The following is a 26,753-nucleotide window of genomic DNA, read 5'->3' as shown; positions in this document are numbered from 1 at the left end:
TTTATGATTAAACTTGCTCTAATACTGGAGCAGGAGCTTCTTCGACAACTTTAGTTTTTGATGGAAGTGATAAAACACCCTCAGCAAGAGAACTTCCTTCTTTTTTAGATTTGAATATTGGCCACAAAAACTGTGCATACCATTCTTCTTGTTTGTACGATTTTGTTCCGTAAGATTCTGGGAATTTACGTGTGATTAATCCCGTTCCGAAGATCACATCCCAAATAAAAAACATGTTTCCGAAGTTTCCTTTAAAATGTCCAACGCCGTCTCCGCTAGTGTCAGCATGATGCGCGTGATGTGTTGCAGGAGTCGAAATCAAACGTTCTAAACCCCACGCAATTGGATGTAAAACTTTGTATTTGTAGAACGGTTTGTCCCAAGCAATACTTGAATGCGCTCCCAAAGTGATGAAACTTTTAATCACTAACACAAACAAAGCCGGCAATCCTAAACCTAAATACGTTAAAGTTGCTGTCAAATAAATTTGAGAAAAGAAAACGGTATAAATAAAGTTTTGTCTAGAGGCCATTGCCATTCCCATATACGGAGCCGAGTGATGTGTTCTGTGAAAACGCCATAAAAACGGAACTTGATGATGTAATCTGTGATACCAATATTGCGTCAAATCATCGGCAATGGCGATCAGGAAAAATCCTCCCCAGAATGGAACCCAAGAAAGTGAATTAGCCAAATCTGGAATCAAAAATGGCAACGCTTTCAAGCTGAAAAATGCAATTACTGGTGGCAAAAGCAATTTTGGAGCAAGAAAACAAACGATATCTATTTTGCGTTCTTCACCAGTCCATTCGTCATCGTACAAACCTGCCGCAAATTCTATAACGCCTAAAACTAGCATAAAAACCGTTAATCCCCAAGTTCTGATATGCTCAAAAGCAGGTTTTGAAAATTCTAAAAAAGCAGGCAAGGTGATATGCGATTCGCTTACCAAATTATTGCTTAATTTGAAATAAAGGAAAATTGCCACTACTGGCAACGAATATATAAAAAGACTTATTAGCAAATCTCTTGTTAGTTTTTCTCTTTGAACTATTGCCATGATTTCTTATTTTAAAAATTGATTAATTATTGCTAGACCTCCCGCCAAAATGACTAGCGGTACTAAAAAAACAATCGCGCCTACGATAATTTTTTTTCCGATGATTTCGTAATCTACTCGTTTCATATCTTTTTGATTTAGAGTGTTGTAGTTGTAAAAATAAAATAAATAATTCTAATTCTATGGATTTAGTAGAATTTATATTTAAGATTTTTTAATAGTTATCAGAGCCATTAATTGCTTAAAAGCTCTGATAAATTTATTTTGCAAGTTTGATGATGCTTAATTTGAACTTCCTCCAGGTTTTGTAGCCTGTTTTATTAAGTCAGAAACTGTTTTATTTTTGTCAGCTCCTGTATTGTGGATTCTTCTGTTGTAAACATCTTGCCAGTCGATTAATGGGTAAACATTATTTTCTTTGGCTTGTTCATCAAACAATTTTTTAAGTTCCGCTAATTTTTCAGGATACTTTGCTGCAAGATTATTACGCTCGTTAAAATCCTCGTTTAAGTTGTAAAGTTCCCAAACATCAGCATCAAAATTGCTTTCGGCAGGTTTTTCATTTTTTCCGAAAGATTTCTTGACAGCAAATGAATCTGGCAAATGTGCAGCACCGGCTTTCCATCCGTCTTTGTAGATCGCTCTGTTTCCGAAGATATAATAATATTGAACTTTATGCAAAGATTCGGCTTTTGGATTATCCAAAGAAGCTTTGAATGATGATCCTTGAATAATATCTTGTTTAATTCCTTTGATGTATTCTGGAGCTTTGATTCCCACAATATCCAATGTCGTTGGAAGCAAATCGTTTACGTGGCTGTATTGATTTCTGATACCGCCTTTGTCTTTAATTCCGTTTGGATAAAATACAATCAACGGATTATGAGTTCCTCCTTCAGATTGAGCATCTTGTTTCCAGTTTTTAAACGGAACATTTGTTGCCTGAGCCCATCCTAAAGGATAGTTTGTATTTAGACCTTTTGGAGTCCCAATTTCATCAATATTCGCTAAGTTTTTCTTCAAATTTTCCTCGTCAGATACTCCTTGAGAAAACAAGCTTTGGTTGATTGTCCCTTCGGTAGTTCCTTCTTTACTTGCCCCGTTATCTCCAATTGCTACGAAAATTAAAGTATTGTCCAATTGTCCACTTTCTTTTAGATAATTAACCACTCTTCCCACTTCATAATCAGTATAAGTAAGGAATCCAGCGTAAACTTCCATAAATCTTGCATAGACTTTTTTCTGGTCTGGAGATAATTTTTTCCAGTCTGTGATCAACGGGTTGCGTTCTGGCAAAACTGCATTTGCAGGAATTACGCCCAGTTTCTTTTGGTTGGCAATAACTTCTTCGCGGTAAGCATCCCAGCCTTTATCAAATTTTCCTCTGTAAGGATCGCTCCATTTTGTGGCAACCTGATGAGGTGCGTGTGCTGCGCCCGGTGCATAGTATAAAAAGAACGGTTTTCCCGGTGCTGCTTTTTGTTGTTTTTGGATATAACTGATTGCTTTATCTGTAATTAATTCATTCAAATGACGGCCATCTGGCTTGATATGAACTTGGTCTTCCACTAAATCAGGATTGTATTGATCAGTTTGAGAACCTAGGAATCCGTAGAAATGATCGAAACCTTTTCCAGTTGGCCATCTATCGAAAGGTCCTGCATCTGAAGCTTCTTCATCCGGTGTAATACCGTATTTTCCAACTGCAAAAGTGTTATAACCGTTTTCACGAAGAATCTCTGCGATTGTTCCTTTATCCGAAGGAATTCTTCCATCCCAGCCAGGAAATCCTGCCGATAAAATAGTATGCGAAAAGCCGCTTACGTGAACTCTTCCTGAGTTTCTTCCTGTCAGTAAAGCGGCGCGCGTTGGAGCACAAATTGCCGTAGTATGAAAGTTAGTATAGCGCAAACCATTATTTGCCAAGTTTTCAAAAGTAGGCGTATTGATTAAACCTCCAAAAGCACTAGAAGCTCCAAATCCAACATCGTCTAGTAAAATCCAAACAATATTTTGGGTTCCTTTTGGCGCAGTTACGGGCTCTGGCCAATATTCTTTTGAATCTGCCAAAGTTTTTCCAATTGTACCTTTAAATTCTTGATTTTCTTGCGCCAATCCTAATTGTGCAATTAGGATAGCAGTAATCAAAAGCCCTTTTTTAGGGCTTTTGAAAGCAGTATTAAAATTTAAATTTTTCATTTTTTATAGTTTATTAGTTAAGGTTTTTAATTAATAGCCAGGGTTTTGTGGTAAACCAACTGGATCAATATTTCTTTCGCTCTGAGGAATCGGATACAGGTTATTTTTTTCTGAAACCGTATTTTTAGCCGTTACTTTTTTCACTTCTGTCACCAAAGTTCCCCATCTTACTAAATCATACCAGCGCTGTCCTTCTTGAACAAATTCTTTTTTGCGTTCTTCCTGAATTGCTGCTCTAAAAGTCGTTTGCGTCAAGCCAACTAAATCTACTGTTGGATCTGGTGTTGAAATTGGTTTGGCAAAAGCTCTTCTTCTTACTTGATTGATTAATTCGTAAGCTTCTGCAGTTGGTCCGCCTTGTTCATTTATGGCTTCCGCCAAAGACAATAAAATATCGGCATAACGAATTACAGGAAAGTTGATGGCTACGTTAGCAGGAGTAGCCAAGTTTGTTAGATCTAAGTATTTTTTGAAAATTGGCTTCGGAAAAGTATAAAGCGTTCCGGTTGCAGGATTCAGCAATTGTTTAGCATAACTCACATCTCTGCGTGTATCTCCGGCCGCATAAATGTCATAAAACAAAGCAACGTCCGAAATAATATCTGCAGGTTCTGTTGCTGTAAATCCAGTGAATGAAGTCGCTTGAAAAGTACTTCCGCTTGATCCGTTTCCAGCTTGGTTTGGTTCAAACTGAACAGAGAAAATATGCTCTTTTCCATTCTTTTTAGTTTTGGTGAAAATATCTTGGAAATTTTCAAACAAAGCATAGCCGTATCCTCCATCAATAACTTCTCTTGATTTTGAAATGGCGTTTGGCCAGTCTTTTCTTGTCAGATAAACTTTTGCCAGAATAGCTTTTGCAGCACCAGAAGTTGCACGTCCGGCATCTGTTGCTGGATACGTTTTTGGAAGATTTTCGGCATCTTTCAAATCCGAAATAATTTGCGCATAAACTTCCTCTACGGTTCTTCTTTTTGATTTTAGGCTTTCTAACTCAATAGTTGTTGGCTCGTGCAAAACGATTGGGACACCTCCCCAAAGACGAACAGCCTGAAAATACAATAATGCTCTAATAAATTTAGCTTCAAGAATCAATCTGTTTTTGACTGCTTCTGTCCCAGCAACTTTCGGAATATTGTCGATAGAAACATTTGCTCTGTTGATTCCAGCATAAATTTGCCTCCAAGCCACCTGAACACGATCTGAAGTCGCATCGTGTGTCAAACTGCTCAAAGCTCTAACCTGAGGATTTGTTGCCGAAACTCCTGCTGCAGCATAATCGGTAGCCATATCAGTTAAGAAATATAAATTTCTCCCGAATAAACTTTGCTCCCCCGGATCTAGACTTAAAGAAGCATAAACTGCTGTTACGCTCGCTATGGCATCGTCTTGGGTTTTAAAGTAGTTATCTTCGGTTACAAAAGAGGTTGGTGTTACCTCTAAATCTGTGCACGATGCAAATAAACCGGCACTTAATAGGAATGTTATAATAATCTTTTTCATTTTATATTTTTTTTACTTAGAAAGTTACGTTCAAGCCCGAGATGAATGTTTTAGAGTTTGGATAAGAACCAAAATCAATTCCCGGATATAAGTTGTTTTGTTCGTATGAACTTACCTCTGGATCATAACCAGTGTATTTTGTCCATGTAATTAAGTTTTCAGCTGAGATGTAGAATTTCACGCTTTTTGTTCCCAGTTTTTTAGAAACGCTTTTTGGCAATGTGTAGCCAAGAGTGATTAATTTCAATCTCAAGAAAGAAGCATCTTCAACATAACGCTCAGAAACAATTCCTAACGGTGAACTTGATGCTCTTGGAATTTCATTGCTTGGATTTGTTGGCGTCCATCTGTCAACTAAAGTTTCGGCAGCGTTGGTTCCAAGTGTTGAAATTTCCAATTGTTGATTCAAAGCATTGAATACTTTTCCGCCATATGCTCCTTGGAAAGAAAAATTCAGATCAAAGTCATTGTATGAAATTGTATTGCTGAAACTTCCCACGAATTTTGGCTGAGAAGACCCAAGATTTCCTTTATCTAAAGCTGTAATAACGCCGTCTCCATTTGTGTCAACATATTTTCTGTCTCCCACTTTTGTGTTGGCCAAACTGTTGATTTTAGGCTGTGTATTCACCTCTTCCTGCGTCTGGAAAATTCCATTTGTTCTGTATCCCCAAAAAGTTCCAAGAGGCAAACCAACTTTTACAATTACGGGTTGTTGTTGCAATAAAGAACCGTTTGGCACAACAGGGAAAAATTGATCTACACCGTTTCCTATTGCTGTTACTTTATTTTTATTTGTAGAAAAAACAATGTTTGAATTCCATGAGAAATTTTCTGTTTTTATGTTTTCAGTTGTCAAACCAATTTCAAGACCTTTATTTTCAACTCCACCAATATTTTGAAGTACTGTTGCATATCCTGAAGTCAATGGGACAGGAACGTTGATTAACAAATCTTTTGTTTTTTTGTAATAAACATCAAAAACAAAATTGATTTTTCTGTCCAATAATGATAAGTCTAAACCAACATTATATTGATTTGTTTTTTCCCATCTTAAATCCGGATTTGCTAATCGGGTAGGGGCAAGTCCAGTTGCTAAAGTTCCTCCAAAAGCATAATTTACAGAACCCATTGAGGCTAGAGAAAGGTAGTTTCCAATTTCTTGGTTTCCTGTTGTTCCTGCAGTAAGTCTTAGTTTTGCTTCGGTTACACCTTTGATATTGTTTGCAAATTCTTCATCAGTAATATTCCAAGAAAATCCTGCAGATGGGAAATAACCCCAAAGTGATTCAGAACCAAATCTTGAAGAACCATCGGCACGGCCTGAAAGCGTAAAATTGTATTTTCCTTTATAAGAATAATTTACTCTTGCCAGCCAGGATTTTAAAACACTTTCAAAAGCTTCACTATAAGGTTTTACTGGAACACCATCTTGCAAAGCATTATAAGTGTTCGCATCATTTACAAAATACTGAGCTCCTGCATTTACCACTTCACCTTCAGTATATTGAAGAGTGTATCCCGCTAAAGCAGAGAATTTATGGTTGTCGCCAAAATTAGTATTGTAGTTTAATGTGTTTTCATTCAATACAGAGCTTACACGTCGATCTCCAACAGAAGCTAAACCTTTAGTACCTGCTCCCGTTGTCGTTGTTGATGGAGCATAATAATTTTGTTTCGTATCGATTACGTCACCACTTACAGCCACTTTTGCCGTAAGTTCTTTGTTGAATTTAAATTCGCCAAACAAGCTCGTTAAGATTCTATTGATTTTGGTTTCATTGGTTGTATTTTCCAAATCATTAATCGGGTTCGGAATAATTCCGTTGGTTGCTGTAGCATACGGATTATTAGTTAAATTATAACTTCCGTCATCGTTTTTGATAGGAACAACTGGTGGCTGGTACAAAGCTACAACTAACGGATTTGGCTGTCTTCCAGCACTTGAACCACCATTTGTTCCAATTCCGTTTGCGATAGAGTTTGTATAATTCGCATTTACGCCAAATTTGAATTTCTGAGAATAATTTCTTTCATAATTTGCACGAAGTGAAATACGCTTGAAATCAGTTGCAATTACAATTCCATCCTGATCAAAATATCCTGCCGAAATCGTATATCGAGAACGATCATCTCCGCCAGAAAAAGTCAATTGATGATTTTGGATCGGAGCTGCGGTTCTAAAAACAGCATCTTGCCAATCATAACTTCCAGACGTTTTAAAAGCTTCAATTTGAGCTTGCGTAAAAGAAGGTGCTTGACCAATACTTGCTTGAACATCATTGCGAAGACTTGCCCATTGGCTGGCATCCATCAGATTTAATTTTTTTGAAACATTCTGGAATCCAAAATAGCCTTGGTACGAAATATTGTCTTGTCCTTTTGTTCCTTTTTTAGTGGTAATGATAACAACCCCATTAGCACCTCGAGATCCATAAATTGCTGTTGCTGAAGCATCTTTTAAAACTTCAATAGATTCAATATCAGCAGGATTTATTGTCGAAAGCACATTTACCGAAGCTCCTGCGTATGCGACACCTGCTGTACCATTGTTATTGTCATTGTAAATTAAAACGCCATCCAGTACATAAAGAGGTTCATTACCAGCTGTAATCGAGTTTCCTCCACGGATGCGCACACTCGACGAAGCTCCCGGACGCCCTGAACTTTGTGTAACTACCACACCAGGAACTGCCCCTCGAAGCAAATTATCTGCCGATGAAGTAACCTGTGATAAATTTGCCTTTGGAACCGAAGCAACTGAACCAGTAATATCTTTTCGCTTTTGCGATCCATATCCAACAACTACTAATTCATCGAGCTCTTGACGTTCTTCTTTAAGGTTGATGATTACAGGATTTTTATCTACTACAACTTCTGTTTTTTTATAACCTATGTAGGATACAATTAAAGTATAAGGGAATTTTTGTCCCGTTTGAAAATAAAATTTTCCTTCGGCATCCGTCTGAACTCCGTGAGTTGTACCTTTAATAACGACAGATGCGCCTATAATAGGCTGATTTGTAATATCATCTACAACAGTTCCGTCAAGTTTTGATTGGATTAAGGGAGTCGTGTTTTGAGCATTAATTCCCGCCGTCAGGAGCAGGAGAAATAATATAGAGTATATCTTTAAATTATTTTTCATTTCTTTGTAATGGTTTAAGTAATTAACAAGGCGCCCTGAGCGTTGAATTTTCAACCCTCTAATAGTTTCCTTGATTTAGTGATAAATGTTTCTTTAAGCCTCGCCATTTCTGTTGCCGCAGAAATGGCTTTTTTTATTTACAGCAACAGCTTTGCATATTTTTCATCTTGATTTTTTTTAGTTGTTAGTCATTTTCTTTTTAAAATATAGTTATAATCAAAAACCTTTTGTCGCTGGTTAAGCCACAATTAGATCATTGTATTTTCAATAAAAGTAATCTTGAGGTGAAGTTAGATTTCGTTTTTAGATTTAAAAAAAGTTTAAAAACGAATACATAATTGTTAGGAATTAACAACAGAAGCACATATAACAAAATGTGTTATAAGTATATTTTTTAGGAAGAATGTAATACGATATGCTTTCGGTTGTTTTCAAAATATAGTTTTTTTAGTTTCAAATATAATTTTAAACTCTACTAATCCTATAGACAAAGTTAATTTTAATATAATAAAAACCAAAAATTTAGAGGATTATTTTTTGAAACTCTTTTGAATTTAATAAAAAAGCAATACTGATGTTTGTGTAATGTGTTGGTTTTTAATTAGTTGAAATTTGTTTTGACTATCGGGAAAATGTTAATTTTTTTTATTGCAAATATTAAATTGTAGTATTTTACATTTAATTTTATTGTTTTTGTGCTTTGTAATGTGGAGAAACAAGCATTGAAAACCTCCAAAAACGTCTTAAATCTGTTTAGTTTGATTTTAATCAGCAGTAAAAGATGCTGTTTAATGATTGCTTTTCAGTGTTTTAATTCATTTTTTCTATTTTTAAGTAGCGTAGAAATTTTAATTTGGCTTTTATGGCTTCGGCAATAATGCTTTTACTGATTTGGATAATATTATATGGTCTTCAAAAAGAAAATTTCGGAAAGAAATAAAATGAAATTCTTAATTTCAAAAAGCTATTTTGGTTTTTTATGAATCTATTTGCATTAATTGCGCTAAATTTATATTTTTTAATGAATAACGATAATTAATGATTTTAACTAAGTAAAAATACTTATATTTGTATTAAGTATTTTTTGCTTTTAAATATATACACTAATGATTAAAGTTGAAGAAGCCATAGCTATTATTGAAGCAAATAGTACTAAAATGTCGACAAAACGTATTTCTGTCAGCAAAGCTTTAGGATATGTTTTGGCAGAAAAAGTGATTTCGCCAATCCATATGCCTCCATTTCGCCAATCAGCGATGGATGGATATGCGTTCAAACACAGTATTCGACATCAATATGATGTTGTTGGGATTTCTCAAGCTGGAGATCATTCGGATATAAAATTAAAAGTAACCGAAGCGATTAGAATTTTTACGGGCGCTCATGTTCCAGATCATGCAGATACAGTTGTAATGCAGGAACATGTAATGGCAAATAAAGATTCTATTTTGATTGCTACAATGCCGGAAAAGTTTTCAAATGTTCGTCCAATTGGGGAGCAAATTCGCAAAGATGAAGTGGTTTTTGAAGCCAATACTTTAATTACGCCTGCAGCAATTGGATTTTTGGCTTGTTTGGGAATTACAGAGATTGAAGTGTACAAAAAGCCAAAAGTGGCTATTTTGGTGACAGGAAATGAATTGGTTCAACCAGGGAAAAAGTTAAAGAAAGGAAAAATTTTTGAAAGTAATTCGGTTATGCTTGAAGCCGCGCTTCAAACTATCGGAATTAAGAAATCGAAAGTTTATCGTGTAAAAGATAATTTAAAAGCGACTAAAAAATCTTTAAAAGAGATTTTAAAAAAATATGATATTGTTTTGATTTCGGGTGGAATTTCCGTGGGAGATTACGATTTTGTAAAAGAAGCTTTATTGCAAAATGATGTAAAGGAGCTTTTCTATAAAATCAATCAGAAACCTGGAAAACCAATGTTCTTTGGCTCAAAAAATGAAACTTTAGTTTTTGCCCTTCCAGGAAATCCGGCTTCATCATTGACTAATTTTTATGTTTACGTTGCTCCAGCAGTGAAAAATAAAATGGGATTTTTGGAAATTCATAAAACAAAAATCATTCGGAAATTAAATTCGGAAATTAAAAACGATACTGGAAAAACATTGTTTTTGAAAGCAAAATATGACGAAACAAACGTAACAGTTTTAAACGGACAAAGCTCTGCAATGTTGAATACATTTGCTGTAGCAAACAGTTTATTAATCGTTCCGCAAGATATTGAAAATTACAAAAAAGGTCAGTTAGTAACGTTATTGCCAATTGACTAAATTTTAGATTTTAAGAAAATAGAATAAAGAGTAAAGAGAATAGATTTTTAAGAAAGATGCTGAAAACCGCTGTGTAAATAAAAACACATAGCCAAGAAAAAAACGATTAAACAGTTAACCAAATAAACGATTAAACAAAAAGCATGAGTCTCCTAAGTTCCGAAAACATATTATTATTCAGTTTTGCCTTAATTATAATTGCATTTTTATATTCTAGTGTTGGGCACGGCGGAGCATCGGGATATTTGGCTTTAATGAGCATTTTTGCTTTTCCGGTTTCGGTGATGAAACCTTCAGCATTGCTTCTGAATTTATTTGTTTCGAGCATTTCGTTCTTATTTTATTATCGAAATAATTATTTCAAGCCAAAACTCTTTTATCCGTTTGCGATAGCATCGATTCCGGCAGCGTTTATTGGAGGTTTCATAACATTGGATAATGCGATTTATAAAATTGTTTTAGGAATTGTATTGGTTTTTGCGGCGTTGAGATTGTTCGGAGTTTTTAATTTTAAAGAAAAAGAAGAAGTAAAAATAAACCTTCCATTTGCTTTAGCGATTGGATTTGCCATTGGCTTATTATCTGGAATGCTGGGAATTGGTGGCGGTATTATTTTAAGCCCGATTCTATTATTTTTAGGATGGGCTTCGGTTAAAGAATCGGCGGCGATTTCGAGTTTGTTCATTTTTGTGAATTCATTTGCCGGAATGCTGGGATTCTTTTTAGGAGGAAAAACAATTCCGATGGAAAGTTTTTATTTGGTTCCGATTGCTGTTATTGGTGGAATGTTAGGCGGATTTTATGGAAGCGGAAAATTCTCAAACAGAACCTTAAAAATGGTTTTAGGAACTGTAATTCTAATGGCAAGCGTGAAATTGATTTTTCCATAAAGAAGAAAATTTTAAACACATAGAAACATAGATTTTAACTTTATAAATTAAAAAAAGATTTTAAAAGGATAATTTCATTATCACACATAGCTATGTGAATTGATGCAAGTGAAACGCCCTTAAACACAAAGAAAAACTATGATTCTATGTGTTAGAATAAAAGGACAAAGTTTGGCAAACTTGAAACATTAAACCTGAAACAAAAAAACAATGAAAACAACAGTATTTATTCTTTGTGGAGGAAAAAGTACCAGAATGCAGTCTGAGAAAGGCTTAGTACTGTTTCAGGAAAAACCGTTTATTGAGCATATCATTCAGGCGATTTTGCCTATTACAAATAATATAAAGCTGATTACAGCATCAAAAGAATATGATTACTTGGAATATGAGAAAATTCCAGATTTGATTGCAGATAAAGGCCCGCTTGGCGGAATATACACAGCATTATCACATTCTGAAACTGAATTTAATTTGATTTTGAGTTGTGATATTCCGTTAATTTCAACCGAATTATTGAAGGAATTAATTTCAAAACATAATGCCGAAGCGGAAATTACGGTTTTTGCTTCTGAAAGCAGATTGCATCCGTTAATCGGAATTTATTCAAAAAAAATATTGCCTGTTATCAAAGGCGCAATTGATAACGACGATTTAAAAATGATGAATTTGTTTGCCAATATTCCGCACCAAATCATCAATATTGAAGAAAGTGAAAACTTTCCTTTAACCAATATTAATTCGGCAGACGAATTAAACGATCTGAATATCAATTTAACTTGAAGATTATGCAAAATTTTAAAACACCAAAATTAACGATTGTAGGCGCAGGTCCTGGTGACGTTGAATTGATTACGCTAAAAGCAATTAAGGCTTTACAAAGTGCCGATGTAGTTTTGTACGATGCATTAGTAAATGAAGAATTATTAGAATATGCCACAAATGCAGAAATTGTTTTTGTTGGAAAAAGATTAGGTTGTCACGCTTATACACAAGACCAAATCAACGATTTGATAGTCTCTATGGCAAAAAAACATGGACATGTTGTGCGTTTAAAAGGCGGTGATCCGTTTGTTTTTGGAAGAGGAAGTGAAGAAATCGAATTTGCAGAAGATTTCGGAATTGAAACGGCCATTGTTCCGGGAATTTCATCAGCGTTAGGAGTTCCTGCTTCGGTTGGAATTAGTTTGACGCAACGAAAAGTAGCGGAGAGTTTTTGGGTAATTACTGGAACAACTTCTGCTCACGAATTATCAAAAGATGTTCATTTGGCTTCAAAATCGGCGGCAACGGTAGTGATTTTGATGGGAATGCATAAATTGGATGAAATCATTTCGATTTATGAGACAAACAGAAATGATGATTTGCCAATTGCAATTATCCAAAACGGAACTAAAAATTCTGAGCAAAAAGTGATTGGAACTATTAGCACAATTACTAAATTGGTAGCTGAAAAAAACATATCATCGCCAGCCATTATCGTAATTGGTGAAGTGGTGCGAAATACATCAAGCTGGATTTCTTATTTTCAGGAACATTTTGAAGATGAATTCATTTTTCAGAATTTAAATTTATAACAATGATTGAGGTTAAATATTTTGGTGCTGTAGCCGAAAAAACAAAATGTGAATTCGAAAAATTATCTTTTTCTGAAGAATTGTCTTTGCAAAAATTATTGCAGGATTTAGACGAAAAATATGAATTCGAAACACTGACTTTCAGAGTTGCAGTCAATCAAAAAATAGTTTCAAAAACAGCAGATTACGCTTTACAAACAAGTGATATCGTAGCTTTATTACCGCCATTTGCCGGAGGATAAATTATGAATGCAGATAACCGATATAACAGACAAATAATCCTTCCAGAAATAGGAGAGAATGGTCAGCAGAAATTAGCAGAAGCAAAAGTTTTGGTAATTGGTGCAGGAGGTCTGGGCGCTGCAATTTTGCCTTATCTGGCTTCGGCTGGAGTTGGCGAAATCGGAATTGTAGATCACGATGTTATTGAGATTTCAAATCTTCAGCGACAAGTAATTTATAAAACTGAAGCTATCGGAAAATCAAAAGCAAAAGAAGCCAAAGCAATGATTTCAGACTTGAATCCTTTGGTAAAAGTGAAAGCGATTTCTGAAAAATTATCTGGAAAAAATGTGCTTTCATTATTTGAGAAATATGACATTATTGTAGATGCAACAGATAATATTTCGATTAAATATTTAATAAATGATGCTTGTCTGGTAACCAGTAAGCCAATGGTTTACGGATCTATTTTTAGATTTCAGGGACAAGTTTCGGTTTTCAATTATCAAAACGGACCAACGTACAGATGTTTGTATCCAGATGAAAATGTGAACGCTTTAAATTGCGAAGATGCAGGCGTAATTGGAGTTTCAGTTGGAATTATTGGAATGCTTCAGGCCAATGAAGTTTTGAAAATGATTCTCGGAATTGGAGACGTTTTAAGCGGAAAAATATTGGTTTATAATACGCTGACTAACGAACAGCAAAAGTATGATTTTGATAAAAGTGATTTTCAAACGATAAACAGAGAAGCATTCGAAACAAAATACAATAAATGTGAAGTTCAAGAAGTACGTTTTGAATCGGTTTTAGATGAAATAAACAATGATGAGGTTTTGTTTTTGGACGTTAGAAATTTTGATGAATCGCCAAAAATCAGTTTGCAACATCAAATTAAGATTCCGTTGATGAATTTAGAAAGTGAAATGGAAAAATTGGATAAAAATCAAACCATTTACATTTTTTGCCAATCCGGAATCAGAAGTAAAATTGCAGTTGAATTGCTTCAGAAATATCAGTTTAAATATGTAAAAAGCATTTTAGGCGGTGCTTTAGCAATGAAACAATTATTGAAAGAAGAAATAAAAATATAGCCATAGATTTAAAGTTATTTAATAATCCATCTAGTTTGTCATTCTGAGGAACGAAGAATCTCCACAAGAAACTCGACAAAGGTTGCGGAGCTACTTACGAAGATTCTTCGTTCCTCAGAATGACAATGATGAGATTAATTTTTTTAAAATGAAAATAATTTGTGGCTATCAAAAGGATATAAAAAATGAGTAAAAATGTATTTGTAGAAGGCCCGATCCCGCCTGAATTTATCGCTGAATCGATTGCCAAACATCAAACGAAACATACAATTGGCGCACACAATATTTTTCTAGGACAAGTCCGTGCCGATGTTATTCACGATAATACAGTCGTAGCAATCGATTATTCGGCGTATAAAGACATGGCAAATGAAGCTTTATATGCAATTCGTGAAAAGGCTTTTGCTAAATTCGATTTGACTTGCATGCATATTTACCACAGTTTAGGTGTGGTAAAAGCAGGTGAAATTTGTCTGTTTGTTTTTGTTTCAGCAACACGACGCAAACAAGTTTACGAAGCAACAGAAGCAATCGTAAACTGGATCAAAACTGACGTTCCGATTTTTGGCAAAGAAATGTTTGAAAACGATACATTCACTTGGAAACAAAATACCTAAGAAATTAAAATGGTAGATATTACGCATAAAATAAGCACTTTAAGAGCCGCAACAGCAACTGCAATTGTAAAAGTTAGCAAACAGGAAACAATTGATGCAATTGTAAATAATTTAGTGCCAAAAGGGAACGTGTTCGAAATGGCAAAAACGGCAGGATTATTTGCGGTAAAAAATACCCATTTATCTATTCCAGATTGTCATCCGCTTCCAATTGAATTTACTTCGGTTGAATACAATATAGAAGGTTTAGACATTCATATTATTTTCAAAGTAAAAACCGTTTACAAAACTGGAGTTGAGGTTGAAGCAATGCATGGAGCGTCAATTGTAGCATTAACGATGTACGATATGTTGAAACCGATTGATAAAGAAATCGAAATTTCAACAATCAAATTAATCAATAAAGAAGGCGGAAAATCTTCTTTCAAAAATAGATTTCCGAATGCGATAAAAGCCGCAGTTTTCGTTTGTTCCGATTCGATTTTTGCGGGCGACAAAGAAGATCGTTCTGGAAAAACAATTGTCGAAAAACTAGATTCCTATGGAGTTGAAACTTCTCATTATGAAATCATTCCTGACGAATTGGAGATTATTCAAGAAAAAACTAAAGCTTTTGCCAAAGAAAATCAGCTGGTAATTTTTACGGGCGGAACAGGTTTGTCGCCAAGAGATGTAACGCCAGAAGCTTTAGAGCCGATTTTAGAAAGCAGAATTCCAGGAATTGAAGAAGCGATTCGTAATTACGGACAACAGAGAATGCCGTATGCAATGCTTTCAAGAAGTGTAGCAGGAACTTTAGGTAAAAGTTTAGTTTTGGCTTTGCCGGGCTCAACAAACGGAGTAAAAGAATCGATGGATGCTGTATTTCCGCATGTAATGCACGTCTTTCATATTTTAAAAGGAAAAAACCATGACAGCCTCTAACACTATTTTGACGGACGGTTTTGGGCGCAAACATAATTATTTGCGTATTTCGCTGTTGGAAAAATGCAATCTGCGTTGTACGTATTGCATGCCTGCGGACGGAATCGCGCTTTCTCCAAAAGCCAGTTTAATGACGGCCGATGAGATTTTTGCTATTGCTCAGACTTTCGCACAAAATGGTGTTGACAAAATCAGGTTAACAGGCGGAGAACCTTTATTAAGAAAGGATTTTCCTGAAATTGTTTCTAAATTATCAGCTTTAAATATTTCACTTTCCTTAACCACAAACGGGATTTTAATTGATCGTCACATTGAGACTTTAAAGGAATTTAATGTCAAAAAGATTAATTTGAGTTTAGATACTTTGGTTTCATCCAAATTTGCTTCTATAACGCTCAGAAATCAGTTTGAGAAAGTAGTTGACAATTTGCATTTGCTTTTGAATAATGATTTTCAGGTTAAAGTAAATGTTGTTTTGATTAAAGGTTTTAATGATAACGAAATTATCGATTTTGTAAAACTGACTCAGTTTCTGCCCATTTCGGTTCGTTTTATTGAGTTTATGCCTTTCGCAGGAAACGAGTGGGATAGAAGTAAAATGGTTTCGCAAAAAGAGATTTTATCTTTAGTTGAAACTCAATTTTCTTCGGATGAAATTCAGAAACTGGAAGACGAAAAAAACTTCACTTCTAGAAATTATAAAATAAACGGTTTTCAAGGCGATTTCGGAATCATCAGTTCCATCACAAATCCGTTTTGTGATAGTTGCAACCGAATCCGCTTGACGGCTGATGGAAAAATAAAAAACTGCCTTTTCTCTAATTCTGAAACTGATTTGCTGACCGCTTTAAGAAATGGTGATTCTATCACTGAGTTGATTTCAGAATCGATTCAAAATAAAAAGAAAGTACGTGCTGGGATGACCACAATCAATGAAATGGATGATCCTGCACTTCATTTTGATAATCGCAGTATGATTGCGATTGGAGGGTAGTCAATTTTTAATTATGAATTATGAATTATGAATTGTGAATTGTGAATTGTCCGGCTGAGCGAAGTCGAAGCCTTTTCCTATAATCTTGTCATTTCGACTGAAAGGAGAAATCACACTAGAAATTCCGCAAGTAAGATCGCCAATCTTTGTAGAGTTACTCGTGTGATTTCTCCTTTCAGTCGAAATGACAAGCGAAGCGAGTAAACTCAGAATAAAAAAAGGTTCAACCTTTTTAAAGTCAAACCTTTCCAAATTATTATTTTTTCTTTTTAGCTTTTGCCTTTTTTTGCGCTTTAGCTTTCTTTTTAGCAATTTTTTTAGCTTTCGCTTTTTCTTTCGCTTTTTTAGCTTTTTCTTTTTTCTTAGCTGCAGCTTTTTGTTTTGCTTTTTTAGCTTTCTCTTTCTTTTTATCTTTTTTGGCTTTCTCTTTTAGCTTCGCTGCTTTCTTTTTAGCCTTATCTTTTTCTTTATCTTTCACTTTTTTCGCTTTTTTGTCGTTAGATTTACTTTTGGCTTTTTCTTCAGTAGCAGGAACTTCTGTTGAAGTTTCTTCTTTTGCTGCTGATACTGGCTCAATAGCTGCAGGTTTTACTACAGGAGTTAATACTTTTTTTGCTGGAGTTCTTCGCACGGCTGGTTTTACTGTTGCTGCAGGAGCCGTTGTTTTTGCCGCGGGTTTTGCAGGTGCTTTTGTGGCAGTTGTTCTTGTTGTTGCAGGTTTAGCAGTTGTAGCCGGTTTTGCTGTTGTTGAAGCAGCAGGCTTTGCGGTTGTAGTTGCTTTTGACGTTGCAGGCTTACGAACAGGTGCTTTTGAAGCTGGTGTATTTGCAGGCTTTTCGGCAACTGGTTTTGTCGTTTCTGTTGCTGGAGAATCGATTTTCTCAGGTGTAATTTCTTCGGGTTTGTTTTCCATATAAATGTGCTTTTGGATGAGTATTTTAATAACAATGTAACTAAATTGTTAATTTACAGTTAAGTAAAGATAATTATAAAACAAGCTCGCTAATGTTAAGCTTTTTGCTTTTTTTTGAAATTAAATTACTGACAACTAAACATTTAGTCTTTTTGCTGAAAATTTAAACTGAAATCTCTTAACAATTCTACATGAAAAAATGGAAGAAAATGCCTTATAAATAAAGTCTTTTTGCCAATTACTTCTTTTGAAAACGACTGCCCTAGCCCCGATGGAAGTGGCATCTCCCGATTTAGAAAAACGATGCTTTTTTAAGCGATAGTTTTTGTTAATCGGGAATACAGCGGACAGCGGGAATAGCTCCTAATAAATATTTTGGACGAACTAATTTTTTACAAGTTCCAAAATCCTGAAATTGCTTTTTGGCGCTTCGCAAAGAGAACAGCAATAGGTTTCAGATAGATCAGTGAATAAAATGCCTTTCGGAATTCCTTGTAATTCATCGCCGTATTCTGGATTATAAAGCGTTAAACATTCTTGGCATTGGTAAATGTCTAATTGTGGTTTTTCTTTTTTCTGTGGGTTCTCAGTTGTTTCTGAGGCTGTATTTCCGAGTTCATCAAAATACTTGCGGCTTAACTCAATTAATATCGTCGGAAGTTCCAATTTATCGATATCCTGCGAATGCACAATATATTCGCGTGTATTTGGATCGAAATTCTTTGCAAACAAGACATTGTAAGTATCTCTAATTTTAATGGATTCTAAAGCTGCGGGAAGTTCGTTTTTTTCGATGACAATCGAAGTGAAATAATGCCCATCGCGGTTGTATTCTGAAATCCCGAAATTCAATCCGTAAGTACTGATGTCAAATTGATCTAATGTTCGAACTAGGAACGTTTTTAGGTTCAAAGCCCATTCCATTGCCACAGGCAAGTGCCAGTTTAATTCTAATAATGAATGACGAACATTGATGCCTCGTTTTCCTAAGAATTTTTCCCATTCTAGTTTTCGATTTTTCGGAATTCCTTTTATGATGAAGGATTTCCAAGGTGTGATGCAGATTTTCCCGATTTTGCATTCAAAACACAAATCACACATTTCTTTCAGGAAATCTAAATCGTATAAATTATTTCGCCAATACAGCCCAAGCCAATATTGATCAATTCCCATTCTATTCATTCCTTCGTAATAAGGAAATGGATAAAACGGAATATTCAATGGTTTGTCGATTGTTCGATTATTAGTTTCTAAAGCTTCGCTCACTAAAGTAAAAAGCGTTTCAATATCAACAGAACCTTCGTTGGCTATTTTTTCGATTTCGTAATAAATTTTTGCCAAATCCCAGCTGTAAATCAATACAGGATAAACTTCCATTTTTTCCCATTTTGGAAGGCGAATGTACAAATACCAATAATCTTCATGCTCTGAGGCGATAAAATTCAAATGCCCTGTGAACAAAGGAACCAATTGCTGTTTCGGATCAGTTATATTGACTTTAAGTTTTGGCTGTTCTTTAAATTCTTCCAAAATATATAAAAAACGGTTTCCGGTAAGCCAGTTCGTATTTCTGAAAATATCAGTCGAAACATAAGACGACACAATATTATTCCCGCTTTTTTGATCGGGATAAACAAAATGATGTTTCCCTAAAGTGGTTTTATCCAAAGATTTAAATCCTTTCGGAAAAATAATATCTTGCCTAGAACCAAATGAAATAGAGTCTAAGCCTTCTTCTAAGGCGATATTTACGACTTCTTGTAATTCTCCCGGCGAAATAACGCCTCCTTTTACTATTAATCTTGTTAGTTCCATTTTGTTTCTTTTGTTTCTTTTGTTTCTTTTGTTTCAGGTTTCCTTTGTTTCAAGTTTCAGGTTTTGGATTGTGTTGATTTTAACGCAAAGGACACAAAGTTTTTTGCAAAGGTTTTTAAGATTTATGTTCTGTGTGTGAAATTGTTTTTTTTAAGTTTGCAAAGCTTGACTAAAATCTATTCTCAAAGCTTTGCGAACTTTGTCTCCTTTAAATATACTTTGCGAAACTTTGCGTAAAACCTCTGCGCTCTTTGCGTTAAAATTTATATTCAAAGTAAGACAACAAAACCTATTTGCATTTTGCTAGAATCTCCTTAACCTCCGTTTTACAACTTCCGCATCCTAAACCTGCGCCTGTGTTTTTGCATAATTCCGTGAAATCATTTACACCGCTTTTAATAGTTTCCTCAATGTTTCCGGCTCCGACTTGACTGCACGAGCAGACCAATTTTCCGAGAACGGGTTTTGCATTTGAGCTTCCTCTTAAAAGCGTATTTCGTTTGTCTGATAATTCGATTTTGCTTTCGATCATTGTTTTAAATTCTGCAAATTCGTTTTTATCGCCCATTAAAATGGCACCAACCAAAAGATCGTCTTTTACGATGCATTTTTTGTAATAACGTTTTTTCAAATCGGCAAAAACAATTTCTTCGTATGAATCATCATTTTCAGGAATTTCGATATCGCCAATGCTGCAAAGATTGATGTCTTCTAATTTTAGAATATTCATTAAAATCGAACCTTTGTAGTAACTGCTGATGTCGCCGGCAAGGAAATTGGCCAAAATATCAGCTTGTTCTTCAGCGGCAGAAGTAATTCCGAAAAGTTTATTGTTGAATTCGGCTATTTCACCAATGGCAAAAATATCGGGATTTGAAGTCTGCAAATACTGATTGACTTTTACGCCACGTCCGCAGGCTAATCCGCTTTCACGTGCAATTTCGATATTCGGAATAGTTCCAATTGTATATACAATGGCATTTGCCGTTATGATTTTGCCACTTTTTAAAGCAATTTCGATTTCATTCGGATTATCGGTTTCAAAAACGGTGCTGACTTCATTATCAAAATAAATCTGAATATCGCGAAGCTGTACTTCTTCGGCCAAAAGCTTACTCGAAATAAGATCCAGTTGACGTTCCATCAAACGAGACGCACGTTGAATTATGGTTGTTTTTACCTTTTTATGCTTTAGAGCTGCAGCCAATTCTAATCCTAATAAACCACCGCCAATAATTACGACGTGCTGTTCTTCTGGTGCAAGATTCGTGCTGTCAAGATGTTTTTTCAAACGATCGGCATCTTCTTTTTTTCTAACTGTAAATCGGCCTGGAAGATGAAGCTGTGCATTTTCGGGTACAAAAGGACGGCTTCCAGTAGCCATAATCAGCGAATCGAAAGTATGTATTTCGCCTTGACTGTCTAGGATTGTTTTTTGTTTGGTATCTAATTTTTCGATTGCAACGCCAGCTTTCATTGTTATTTTCAGTTTGCTGAAAGCTTCGCCGTCTCTGACTTTCAAAAGTTGTTCCCAGCTGAATTCTCCAGTCATGTATTCAGGCAACAAAACACGATTGTAAAACGGATTTATCTCATTAGAAAACACAATAATTTCGTCGGTAGTATTGAATTCTCTATAGTTTTGAATGAATCGGAAAGAAGCTGCTCCCGCGCCCACAATGGCAATTTTTTGAAATGGTTTTACGTATTTTTTAATGGAAACGGTGGTGAACTTGAAATCAGGTTCTTTTGAAATGGGATCAACAACGGTATTTGTTAAATTATTCGTTCGGTTTAAATCATTTTCGAGTTGTTTCCCCCAGTGCATTGGCAAGAAAAGTACTTTTTCTTTGATTGCGTCCGTTACTTTTGCTTTTACTCGAACTTCACCATTTTTACTGCTTACTGTAACAATGTCTCCATTTTTAATATCGTTTTTATAAGCGTCAATCGGATTTATTTCTAAAACTGGACTTGGAATATGCGTTAATAATCGCGATACTTTCCCAGTTTTTGTCATTGTGTGCCATTGATCGCGAATTCTTCCTGTTGTTAAAATAAAAGGAAATTCGGAATTTGGCTGTACTGAGGTATTTTCAATCGAAACTGGCAGATTAAAAATGGCTTTTTGCGAAGGCGTATAGAATTTTTTATCTGTAAACAATCTCGGAGTTCCCGGATGATTGTAATCAGGAACTGGCCATTGAAAAGTGCCTTCGGTTTTTAAACGGTTATAATTTAAGAACGAAATATCTATATTAGTGTTTTTGGTAAGTGCACAATGTTCTTTATAGATTTCTTCGGCATTATTAAAATTGAATCCGTTGAAATTCATTTTTTTAGCAAAGCGAATTAAAATTTCGATGTCCGGAAGTGCTTCTCCAGGCGCATTGATTCCTTTTGGCAAGTATGAAATGCGACGCTCCGAATTGGTCATCGTTCCTTCTTTTTCTAACCAACCGGCTGCAGGTAAAAGTAAATCGGCAAATTTGGCGGTATCCGCATTATGCGAAATATCCTGAACAACTACGAATTTGGCATTTTTAAGCGCTTTTTCGGCTCTTCTTGAATCAGGCAAACTGACTAACGGATTCGTACAGATTATCCAAACGGCTTTCATTTTTCCAGATTCTAAAGCTTCAAACATTTCTGTCGCTGTTAAGCCTGGTTTATCTGAAATTTCGTCAACACCCCAAAAATCGGCAACTTCTTTGCGATGTGTGGGGTTTGCAATGTCTTTATGTGCAGCTAGAAGTGTCGCCATTCCGCCAACTTCGCGTCCGCCCATTGCGTTTGGCTGACCTGTTAATGAAAATGGACCAGAACCCGGTTTTCCAACTTGTCCTGTTAATAAAGATAAATTAAGCAAAGCCGTATTTTTATCAACACCAACCGCACTTTGATTTAATCCCATCGCCCAAAGTGAAATAAATCCTTTTGCTTTTCCTATAATATCAGCAGCAAGCTTAATATCGTTTACAGAAATGCCACAAAGTTTAGAAGCTTTTTCAAGTGAAGTTCCTAAAACTAAGTCTTTATATTGTTTGAAATTCTCAGCGTGGTTTTTTACAAAATCGTGATCTACATAACCTTTCTCGATAATTCGTCTCGCAATTGCGTGATATAAAATAATATCTGATCCCGGAATAATCTGTAAGTGTAAATCAGCGAAAGCTGCTGTATCTGTTCTTCTCGGATCGATGCAGATTATTTTAGTTTTCGGATTTTTCTCTTTGTGTTTTTCAAGTCTTCTGAATAGAATAGGGTGGCACCAAGCAGGATTTGCGCCTGTAATTAAAAAAGTATCTGCCAATTCGATATCATCGTAAGCAATTGGAACCGAATCTTCTCCAAATGTCTTTTTATAACCCACAACTGCAGAACTCATGCAGAGCCTGGAATTGGTGTCTATATTATTGGTTTTCAAAAAACCTTTTACTAATTTATTGACTAAATAATATTCTTCAGTTAAACATTGTCCTGAAATATAAAAACCAACGCTGTCTGGTCCATGTTTTTTGATGATGGAAGAAAAGACGGCAGCCGCTCGGTCAAGAGCAGTGTCCCAACTTACGCGTTCCAGCGGATATGATTTGCTGCCGCGCATTTCTGGATATAAAATTCGGTCAGAGGTGTCATTAACTACGTAGTGCAGGTTCATTCCTTTAGAACATAACATTCCTTTGTTTACAGGATGATCTTTGTCGCCTTCGACCATTACACCATTTTTAGCATCGTTGGTCACGATTATGCCACAGCCAACGCCGCAGTAGGAACAGGTAGTTTTGATTTTGGTAGTTTGCATTACAGTTCTTTTTTAGATGCTAATTCTGAAATCTATTTAGGTTGCAAATGAATTACGTATACAAAAATAAGTATTTTTACGTATTTATACGTAATTTTTAAATTTATTTTTTTATTTTTGATGCAATTAAAAGAACCACAAGAAATTAGTTTTTAATCAGATAAAAAATCAGGACTCATGAAAGAAGAGCAAACTCTCTGTTATTCTTGTGCCAATGAAAATTGTTTTATCAAGAAACACCTGCATTTAGAGCAGATGAAAAACTATGTTTCTCAGAAACAGCAAGTAAACTGCAAAAAATCAGATTCATTTATTAAAGAAGGAGCGACTTTTCAAGGGCTTTATTTCATCCGTAAAGGAAAAGCTAAAACAGTTAAAACCGGTATTAACGGCCGCGAACAAATCGTACGTCTTACTACCAACGGCGATATTATTGGTTTCCGCGGATTTGGAACAAGCAAAAAATACTTAATTGGTGCTTATGCGCTTGAAGATACTGTTTTGTGTAATTTCAGCAACGAAACGATGCTCGAAATTTTAAAAGAAGTTCCTGAGTTCACCTATGCTTTAATGTTGTTTTATGCCGAGGAATTAAATAAAAGTGAAAACAATATTCGCAAAATCGCTCACATGAATGTTCGTGAACGCGTAATTGATTTGCTGCTTTATATTCATCGCAAATTCGGACAAACTAATGGTCTAATTGATATTGAGCTTTCGCGAAAGGAAATTGCAGATTTTGCTGGAACTACAGAAGAACAAGCAATACGTATTTTGTCTAGTCTTAAAAAAGAAGCGTTGATTAAAACGGAAGGAAAACGTGTTGGGATTTTAGGAATTTCAGAGTTAAGATCTGAGATTATGGAGCATAAATATTTTTAAAAGAGGTGCAAAGTTACAAAGGTACAAAGTTGCAAAGATTTCTCATTGTAGAGACGCACTGCAGTGCGTCTTTACCGCATACGTCTCTACGTCGGGTATTTATTTTTTTCTTCCCACAAATCGAATTACAGAACCTGTTCCGTTATGGAATAAACCTTCGTTGAGTTCGATTTCTTTTTCTTCTAATTCAGTGATTTCATAATTTGGAAAATCAGCTTTGATTTCTTCTATTGAAAAAAGAGACTCGATGTCTTTTGGTCCGCCGACTTTTTCGTTTTTGGTTACATATTCTAAATGTTTTTTGCTGAAAGCTTCAAAAATAATAATGCCATCTTTTTTTAATAAAATATTCAGCTGTTGATGAATTTCCGATTTAATTTCAGCCGGGAAATGTGCATAAATTAAAGCTATTGCATCAAATTGTGCTGGTTCAAAATCTAGTATTTCCAGTTCGCCAACTTGATAATCAATTGAAACATTATTGTTTTTGGCTAATAGAAGCGCTTTGTTTCTGCCTTCTTCACTAATATCAAAAGCTGAAACTTCCCATCCTAGTTTTGCTGCAAAAACGGCATTTCTTCCTTCACCTTCAGCGGGGAAAAGAATTGTGCCTGTTTGTAGTTTTTCAATTTGTTCTTTTAAGTAATTGTTGGGTTCTTCTCCGTATGCAAATTCTTCGGTTTTGTAACGGTCATCCCATCTTTGAGTCCAGGTGTTGTTCATTATTTTTAAGTTGGTTTAAGTTTTAAATTGAATATTCAAGAAACCCAAGTGCTTTCTACTTTATCAATAATCCATTTTTCGTTCACTTTTTTTATAAAGATTCTGAAGCCTTGTCCACAATGTCTGTCACAAGTAAAGCCACCATTTAAAATTCCAAATCTTTTATCTAGATCAAATTGAATTCTCGTGAAATAGATGACTCCATTAAAAATAAATGGGTATTTTGTTTTCCAGATTTCTCTTCCTTTTGGGAATAGCGAAATGTCTTTTATTTTAAATTTATTTGAAAGCTTTATGTTTTTGTACTCGAATAAATATACACTGTCTTTTGTTGCTTTGGGAATTAAAGTTTTTGCTTTTTTAAAATGTGTTTTAAAGTATTCTGTTAAATCTTCTTGATCATATTTTAAAATGGGATTAAATGCAAGAATTAGTTTTGAAGTATCTTTTTCGATTTGAGCCATTTTAGATTTTTGTTCTAATAATTCTCGTTCATAATTTGCTTTTGCATTTGTAGTATCAATGCCAATTTTATTACCATTATCGTCAAATATTATTTTTCCGTAAAGAGGTGGTTTAACAACACTGAAAAATCTATAATCAATGTAAGTTGAATCAATTAAGCTCGGGAAAATTTCGGTCATTACGTTTTTTTCAAATTCTAGATCTGAAATTTCTTTTTTACAGCTTGTCAATAGTATAATAGAGATAATAAATACTAAGGATACGATTTTCTTCATATTGTATTATTGATTCCATTTTTAGTCGTATTTTAAATTACAGACCTAAAATTATAAAGTAAATTTAATGATTAAAGGTTTATGATCACTATACATTGTCCAATCTTGATAACGTCCAATTTCGACCTGTTCTAAAGCCTCAATAAAATCATTTGAAGCAAAACAATAATCAAGATGATAGGGTTTGTTTTCATGACGATACAAATACCAAGTCGGATGTTCTTCTTTGCCTTGAATTTGATTGAAATATTTATGATACGTGCTGAAAATTTTCTTTTCGGCTAATTTATTTACCACAGTGGTATGATTTCCTTCTCTTCGTGGTTTGTCCCAAATCGCATTGCTGTTGAAATCTCCAATTAAAATGGTTTTGGTTTCTTTGATCAAATCTTCATAATAATTAATCGCTTTCCAAATTTGAGTTACATAAGCTCCGTCTTTGTCAGCAGGATTATTTGCCCAAATGGCAAATAAAGTAAAATCAATTTTTCCGCCAGTAACGGCAATAGGAAGGATATTTTTGAAATCTGGATTATGGCATTCCAAAAGTTGAAATCTATAATCACCATAAGAAAAAACACCAATTCCTTTATTCGGATTTGTGCCGTACCAAATTATATCTGAAGGTAATTTTGTACCGTCTGGAAATTTGAGTTTTTCTGGGTTTTCACATTCAGAAATTACAGCAATATCAGGATTGAAAGCTTGAATATACTGAGCTTTTTTTCTGAATGCCATATTGCAATTCCAAGCGATGAGTTTCATGTTTAAAATAGCTCTTAAGAAATTAAATAACCGAAATGCTTATCAAATATACTTATTTAGAAGTTTGAAATCAGTTTCTTCAAAAACAAAAATGCCTTTTCTCAATTTTGAAAAAAGGCAAATTATAGCTGTATTTTAATCATAGTTTTACTCTTAACCAACAAGTTTTGTTGTGCCGGAATTAATGTCAATTTCTGCAAAATGATGTTTTCCCATCACAATAAGTAGTTTGTTGGAGTTGTAACCAACATACCTAATTTCAGGATTTCCATTTTTTGGTTTTCCGCAAGCCGAAATAACATTAGTTTGCCACTTCAACTTTTTTCTTTTGTAAGCAGAGATTGTTTGCAAATCATTTTCAACATAATAAACTATGTTGTTTTTTTTGATTCCTCTTTTTTGCGTTTTTGCAAAATTAATTTCGGAGTTTTTCGAAATTAAGGTATCATCGTATTTTTCGGCGATACCTGTTTGCGTGACAATAAATGTCAGCAAAGACAATTTTAGAAATGGTTTCATTTGGATAGAATTTGGGGTTCTTAATCGTTTCAAATATAAATAATTAATGTATATAAAACGATTTTGTAAGTCAAAAAAAAAATACCC

Annotated in this window: 22 protein-coding genes; 11 read left to right on the top strand and 11 right to left on the bottom strand. The window is 34.8% G+C overall.

All coding sequences use genetic code 11. The features are described from left to right. Positions 1-7: 7 nt before the first annotated feature. The 4 genes from EYY60_RS04110 to EYY60_RS04095 form a co-directional block, all read right to left on the bottom strand. Positions 8-1,060, bottom strand: a complete 1,053-nt coding sequence (locus EYY60_RS04110; protein WP_132988129.1) for a sterol desaturase family protein — start codon at positions 1,058-1,060, stop codon at positions 8-10. 282 nt (positions 1,061-1,342) lie between these two features. Continuing rightward, positions 1,343-3,259: an arylsulfatase gene (locus EYY60_RS04105; RefSeq protein WP_132988128.1), complete on the bottom strand. Its 1,917-nt coding sequence runs from the start codon at positions 3,257-3,259 to the stop codon at positions 1,343-1,345. 30 nt (positions 3,260-3,289) lie between these two features. Next, positions 3,290-4,762: a RagB/SusD family nutrient uptake outer membrane protein gene (locus EYY60_RS04100; RefSeq protein ID WP_132988127.1), complete on the bottom strand. Its 1,473-nt coding sequence runs from the start codon at positions 4,760-4,762 to the stop codon at positions 3,290-3,292. Positions 4,763-4,778: 16 nt separating this feature from the next. Continuing rightward, positions 4,779-7,910 carry a SusC/RagA family TonB-linked outer membrane protein gene (locus EYY60_RS04095; protein WP_132988126.1) on the bottom strand — a complete coding sequence of 1,044 codons (3,132 nt, stop codon included), beginning with the start codon at positions 7,908-7,910 and terminating at the stop codon, positions 4,779-4,781. Between the two features lie 1,106 nt (positions 7,911-9,016). Here EYY60_RS04095 and EYY60_RS04090 point away from each other — a divergent pair. The 9 genes from EYY60_RS04090 (at position 9,017) to moaA (ending at position 16,504) form a co-directional block, all read left to right on the top strand. Beyond that, a complete protein-coding gene (locus EYY60_RS04090; RefSeq protein ID WP_132988125.1) occupies positions 9,017-10,189 on the top strand; it encodes a molybdopterin molybdotransferase MoeA in 1,173 nt (390 codons plus the stop codon). Between the two features lie 143 nt (positions 10,190-10,332). After that, positions 10,333-11,079 (top strand): sulfite exporter TauE/SafE family protein, encoded by a 747-nt coding sequence (locus tag EYY60_RS04085; protein ID WP_132988124.1) that lies wholly within the window; start codon positions 10,333-10,335, stop codon positions 11,077-11,079. Between the two features lie 210 nt (positions 11,080-11,289). Next, on the top strand, positions 11,290-11,859 hold the full coding sequence (locus EYY60_RS04080; RefSeq protein WP_132988123.1) for a molybdenum cofactor guanylyltransferase: 570 nt from the start codon (positions 11,290-11,292) through the stop codon (positions 11,857-11,859). A gap of 5 nt (positions 11,860-11,864) precedes the next feature. Next, on the top strand, positions 11,865-12,653 hold the full coding sequence (gene cobA, locus EYY60_RS04075) for a uroporphyrinogen-III C-methyltransferase (RefSeq protein WP_132988122.1): 789 nt from the start codon (positions 11,865-11,867) through the stop codon (positions 12,651-12,653). A gap of 2 nt (positions 12,654-12,655) precedes the next feature. After that, entirely contained in the window at positions 12,656-12,895 is a 240-nt protein-coding gene (locus EYY60_RS04070) for a MoaD/ThiS family protein (RefSeq protein ID WP_132988121.1), read from the top strand. Positions 12,896-12,898: 3 nt separating this feature from the next. Then, positions 12,899-13,969, top strand: coding sequence for a HesA/MoeB/ThiF family protein (gene moeB / locus EYY60_RS04065; RefSeq protein ID WP_132988120.1), 1,071 nt, complete (start codon positions 12,899-12,901; stop codon positions 13,967-13,969). A 185-nt stretch (positions 13,970-14,154) separates the two neighbouring features. Further along, positions 14,155-14,586 carry a molybdenum cofactor biosynthesis protein MoaE gene (locus tag EYY60_RS04060; protein WP_132988119.1) on the top strand — a complete coding sequence of 144 codons (432 nt, stop codon included), beginning with the start codon at positions 14,155-14,157 and terminating at the stop codon, positions 14,584-14,586. A gap of 9 nt (positions 14,587-14,595) precedes the next feature. Then, positions 14,596-15,510, top strand: a complete 915-nt coding sequence (moaCB, locus tag EYY60_RS04055) for a bifunctional molybdenum cofactor biosynthesis protein MoaC/MoaB (protein ID WP_132988118.1) — start codon at positions 14,596-14,598, stop codon at positions 15,508-15,510. After that, a complete protein-coding gene (gene moaA, locus EYY60_RS04050) occupies positions 15,497-16,504 on the top strand; it encodes a GTP 3',8-cyclase MoaA (RefSeq protein WP_132988117.1) in 1,008 nt (335 codons plus the stop codon). Before moaCB ends, moaA begins: the two co-directional genes overlap by 14 nt. A 256-nt stretch (positions 16,505-16,760) precedes the next feature. Here the strand turns inward: moaA and EYY60_RS22445 are convergent, their stop codons facing one another. Continuing rightward, entirely contained in the window at positions 16,761-16,982 is a 222-nt protein-coding gene (locus EYY60_RS22445; protein WP_235832287.1) for a hypothetical protein, read from the bottom strand. Between the two features lie 13 nt (positions 16,983-16,995). Between EYY60_RS22445 and EYY60_RS22440 the strand changes: the two genes are divergently transcribed. Beyond that, positions 16,996-17,421 (top strand): hypothetical protein, encoded by a 426-nt coding sequence (locus tag EYY60_RS22440; RefSeq protein WP_235832286.1) that lies wholly within the window; start codon positions 16,996-16,998, stop codon positions 17,419-17,421. A 380-nt stretch (positions 17,422-17,801) separates the two neighbouring features. Here EYY60_RS22440 and EYY60_RS04040 read toward each other — a convergent pair whose 3' ends face one another. After that, positions 17,802-19,232, bottom strand: a complete 1,431-nt coding sequence (locus EYY60_RS04040) for a rubredoxin (RefSeq protein WP_132988115.1) — start codon at positions 19,230-19,232, stop codon at positions 17,802-17,804. A 289-nt stretch (positions 19,233-19,521) separates the two neighbouring features. Further along, positions 19,522-23,037 carry a nitrate reductase gene (locus EYY60_RS04035; protein WP_132988114.1) on the bottom strand — a complete coding sequence of 1,172 codons (3,516 nt, stop codon included), beginning with the start codon at positions 23,035-23,037 and terminating at the stop codon, positions 19,522-19,524. Between the two features lie 177 nt (positions 23,038-23,214). Here EYY60_RS04035 and EYY60_RS04030 point away from each other — a divergent pair, with 177 nt between their 5' ends. Next, entirely contained in the window at positions 23,215-23,919 is a 705-nt protein-coding gene (locus EYY60_RS04030; RefSeq protein ID WP_132988113.1) for a Crp/Fnr family transcriptional regulator, read from the top strand. A 99-nt stretch (positions 23,920-24,018) separates the two neighbouring features. Here the strand turns inward: EYY60_RS04030 and EYY60_RS04025 are convergent, their stop codons facing one another. The 4 genes from EYY60_RS04025 to EYY60_RS04010 all read right to left on the bottom strand — a co-directional run bounded on the left by EYY60_RS04025 (position 24,019) and on the right by EYY60_RS04010 (position 26,666). Further along, positions 24,019-24,642: a class I SAM-dependent methyltransferase gene (locus EYY60_RS04025; RefSeq protein ID WP_132988112.1), complete on the bottom strand. Its 624-nt coding sequence runs from the start codon at positions 24,640-24,642 to the stop codon at positions 24,019-24,021. Between the two features lie 35 nt (positions 24,643-24,677). After that, positions 24,678-25,382: a hypothetical protein gene (locus EYY60_RS04020; RefSeq protein WP_132988111.1), complete on the bottom strand. Its 705-nt coding sequence runs from the start codon at positions 25,380-25,382 to the stop codon at positions 24,678-24,680. Positions 25,383-25,433: 51 nt separating this feature from the next. Further along, positions 25,434-26,147 carry an exonuclease/endonuclease/phosphatase family protein gene (locus EYY60_RS04015; RefSeq protein ID WP_132988110.1) on the bottom strand — a complete coding sequence of 238 codons (714 nt, stop codon included), beginning with the start codon at positions 26,145-26,147 and terminating at the stop codon, positions 25,434-25,436. A 153-nt stretch (positions 26,148-26,300) separates the two neighbouring features. Continuing rightward, the gene (locus EYY60_RS04010; RefSeq protein WP_132988109.1) at positions 26,301-26,666 is read right to left on the bottom strand and encodes a hypothetical protein; all 366 of its coding nucleotides are present in this window, start codon (positions 26,664-26,666) and stop codon (positions 26,301-26,303) included. Positions 26,667-26,753: the final 87 nt, after the last annotated feature.

It is taken from the genome of Flavobacterium zhairuonense (genome assembly GCF_004352915.1).
In the GTDB taxonomy this organism is placed as follows: Bacteria; Bacteroidota; Bacteroidia; order Flavobacteriales; family Flavobacteriaceae; genus Flavobacterium; species Flavobacterium zhairuonense.
The sequence above is the reverse complement of the archived record's forward strand: the minus strand, read 5'-3'. Positions and strand labels throughout refer to the sequence as shown.